Here is a 3,010-nt window from a genome sequence, read left to right as displayed (position 1 = left end):
AGAGCGCGAGATCGCCGGCGCCCGGTGCCTCGCCGCCGATGAAGGCGCGACCATCGGCCAGCGTGTCCGAAAGCCAGCGCGCCGCCACCAGCGCCTGGCCGGCAAGATGCGGCGCGGCGCGGCCGAGCGCGGCGAGGTCCATGCCGAAGCGCGCCTGCCGGTCCCTGATGAAGCCTTCGCCCATCATCTCGGGCGTCATGCCGCCCATCGCGGCGCCGACATGCGCGAAGAACTGCGGGCCGTTCGCCCAGTTCGCCACCAGCCGGTGCAGCGGGCCCAGCGGCGCCGGATACAGCGTTGGCCCTGGCAAGGCCTCCAGCGCCGGCAGGATGGCGCCGGTGTCGCAATAGATGTCGGCGCCAATCTGCACCACCGGGGTGCGGCCATAGCCGCCGGTCAGCCGCGTCTGGTCCGGCTTGGGCAGGATGTTGGAGACGATGAGGCTGCCCCATTCCAGCCCCTTCACCCCGAAGGCGGCGCGCACCAGTTCGGCAAAGGGTGAGGCTTCATAATGGTAGAGGATGGGCAGCATGGCCGGTCCTTTCAGCTGCAATGGTCCGCCCCCCGCAGCCTTCAGCTGCGGTAATCGGCATTGATGCTGATGTAGCCGTGGGTGAGGTCGCAGGTCCACACCCGGGCGCGGCCGCTGCCCAGCCCGAGATCGGCGCCGATCCGCACCTCCTGGCCCGCAAGATGTGCCGCCACCGGCGCCTCGTCATAGCCTGGCACCACGGCGCCCTTGCTGGCCACCAGCGTGTCGCCGAAGCGGATGGAGAGGAGGTCGCGCTCGGCCGGCTCGCCCGCCTTGCCCACGGCCATCACCACCCGGCCCCAATTGGCATCACCGCCGGCGATCGCGGTCTTCACCAGAGGCGAATTGGCGATGCTCATCGCCACCCGCCGGGCCGAGGCGCCGTCCACCGCGCCGGTGACCGTGATCTCGATCAGCTTGCTCGCGCCCTCGCCGTCGCGCACCACCAATATGGCCAGCTGCCGGCACAGATCGGTGAGCGCGGCAGCCAGCGCCTCGGCGCCGGGATCGTCCAGCGTTGTCAGCACCGGGTTGCCGGCGGTGCCGGTGGCAAAGGCCAGCACCGTGTCAGAGGTCGAGGTGTCGCTGTCCACGGTGATGCAGTTGAAGGTCTCGGCCGCAGCCGCGCTCAGCATCTGCTGCCACAGGGAAGGCGCAATGGCGGCATCGCTGAAGATGAAGCTCAGCATGGTCGCCATGTCGGGCGCGATCATCCCGCTGCCCTTGATGATGCCGGTGAGTGTCACGCGGCGGCCGCCCACCATGGCGCTGGTGGTGGCGGCCTTGGGGAAGGTGTCGGTGGTGCCGATGGCGTTGGTGGCCGCCAGCCAGTCTGCCGCGCCCAGCCGGGCGTGGGCCTGGTCGACGCCCGACAGGGCCAGGTCAACCGGCAACGGCACGCCGATCACCCCGGTCGAGGCGCTGAACACCTGGTCTGCCGAACAGCCCAGCAGCGCCGCCGCCCGCGCCACCTGGGCCTCGGCCGCCTGCCGGCCGCTCATGCCGGTGAAGGCATTGCTGTTGCCGGCATTGACGACGAGGCCGCGCGCCTGACCGCCCGGCAGCTTGGCGCGGCACAACTCCACCTCCGGCGAGGCGCAGGCAGAGCGTGTGGTCACTCCGGCCACCGCGGTGCCGGGCGCCAGTTCAACCAGCGTCACGCAATCGCGCGTCCAGCGCTTGTAGGCGACGTTGGCGGTGCCGATGCGCACGCCCTTGATGGGGGCCAGGTCGGGAAAGGGCAGGGCAAGCGGTGAGCGGTCCATGATTTTGCCATTGCCGCGCGGGGCCGACTTGTCCAGAGCCAAGCATGGCCGGAGCCGCCTGCAGCCACCCAGAGCCACGTTGACTCGCGCGCTGCCGTGCAGTATCGGCGGCGCTCTTTCGGGCGACGGGCAACCGTGGCTCTTCGCGATCGATTCTCGGGACGTCCAATCATGAAGCGCACCTATCAGCCGTCCAAGCTCGTCCGGGCCCGCCGCCATGGCTTCCGCGCCCGCATGGCCACCGCTGGCGGCCGCAAGGTGATTGCCGCCCGCCGCGCGCGCGGCCGCAAGAAGCTGACGGCCTGACACCTGTGCGTGCGCCGGAGACCATCCGGCAACGGCGGGATTTCCTGAGCGCCAACGAAGGCCGGCGGGTTGCATCCGCCGGCTTCGTGCTGTTGGTGCGCCCGCGCGGCGATGGCGATGCGCTGATGCGGGCCGGGTTCACGGTGACCAAGAAGATCGGCAACAGCGTCACCCGCAACCGATTGAAGCGCCGCCTGCGCGAGGCGGTGCGGCTGACGCTGCCTACCCACGGCCATGCCGGTGCCGACCATGTGCTGATCGGGCGCGAGGCCGGCCTGACCCGCGATTTCGCCCAGCTGCGCAGCGATCTGGAAAAGGCGCTGGCCAGGGCGCACCTGCCGCCGCCGCCGCCGAAGGAGCGCCGGGCGTGAAAAGGCTGTTCATCTGGCCGATTCGCCTGTGGCAGGTCACGGTCTCGGCGGTGCTGCCGCCCTCCTGCCGCTTCACGCCCAGCTGTTCGGCCTACGCCATCACCGCCATCGAACGGCATGGGCCGGCACGCGGCAGCTGGCTGGCGCTGCGGCGCATCGCCCGCTGCCATCCGTGGGGCGGCCAAGGCTATGACCCGGTGCCCTGACCGGCTATAGGCACCCGCGCTCCCTTTCGAATCCCTTCAGCCAGCGAGAACCTCTTGCCTCCTTCCGACAATCAATCGCCCGACACGAAGAACATCGTGCTGGCCGTCGTGCTGTCGTCGCTGGTGCTGCTCGCCTGGACGGTGCTTGCCGATCGCTTCCTGCCGCAGACGCCGGCGCCTGCGGCCACCAGGGCTGCGGCGCCCGCTGCGGTGCCGGCCAGTGCGCCGACCGCCACGCCTGCTGCCCCCGCTGCCAGTGCCGCCCCCACCGGCCCGTCGCCGCGCATCGCCATCGATACGCCGCGCATCAAGGGCAGCATCAACCTTTAT

General features: G+C 70.5%; 5 protein-coding genes and 1 pseudogene. 4 read left to right on the top strand and 2 right to left on the bottom strand.

The annotated features are described in order from the left end of the window. Positions 1–532: glutathione S-transferase N-terminal domain-containing protein (locus GJV64_RS13165; protein ID WP_164157785.1), on the bottom strand; the 532-nt coding region annotated here is incomplete at its 3' end. Between the two features lie 41 nt (positions 533–573). Beyond that, positions 574–1,797, bottom strand: coding sequence for a bifunctional glutamate N-acetyltransferase/amino-acid acetyltransferase ArgJ (argJ, locus tag GJV64_RS13160; protein ID WP_164157783.1), 1,224 nt, complete (start codon positions 1,795–1,797; stop codon positions 574–576). A 171-nt stretch (positions 1,798–1,968) separates the two neighbouring features. On the opposite strand from argJ, the gene rpmH reads away from it, so the two are divergent. The 4 genes and pseudogenes from rpmH to GJV64_RS13140 form a co-directional block, all read left to right on the top strand. Then, complete coding sequence (gene rpmH / locus GJV64_RS13155; RefSeq protein WP_086117050.1) at positions 1,969–2,103, top strand: 50S ribosomal protein L34; 135 nt, start codon at positions 1,969–1,971, stop codon at positions 2,101–2,103. Positions 2,104–2,108: 5 nt separating this feature from the next. Continuing rightward, positions 2,109–2,474: a ribonuclease P protein component gene (gene rnpA / locus GJV64_RS13150; RefSeq protein WP_235927754.1), complete on the top strand. Its 366-nt coding sequence runs from the start codon at positions 2,109–2,111 to the stop codon at positions 2,472–2,474. Then, positions 2,471–2,680, top strand: a complete 210-nt coding sequence (gene yidD, locus GJV64_RS13145) for a membrane protein insertion efficiency factor YidD (protein WP_164157781.1) — start codon at positions 2,471–2,473, stop codon at positions 2,678–2,680. The genes rnpA and yidD overlap by 4 nt, the downstream gene beginning before the upstream one ends. A gap of 54 nt (positions 2,681–2,734) precedes the next feature. Next, positions 2,735–3,010: pseudogene (locus tag GJV64_RS13140) on the top strand (hypothetical protein); the annotation flags it as partial.

It is taken from the genome of Sandarakinorhabdus rubra (assembly GCF_010994245.1).
Taxonomy (GTDB): Bacteria; Pseudomonadota; Alphaproteobacteria; order Sphingomonadales; family Sphingomonadaceae; genus Sandarakinorhabdus; species Sandarakinorhabdus rubra.
This window is presented reverse-complemented; position numbering and strand designations above follow the sequence as displayed.

Bases quoted from the DNA above. Each gene is read 5' to 3' on its own strand.
- argJ (WP_164157783.1), bottom strand. From the start codon at position 1,797: ATGGACCGCTCACCGCTTGCCCTGCCCTTTCCCGACCTGGCCCCCATC.
- rpmH (WP_086117050.1), top strand. From the start codon at position 1,969: ATGAAGCGCACCTATCAGCCGTCCAAGCTCGTCCGGGCCCGCCGCCAT.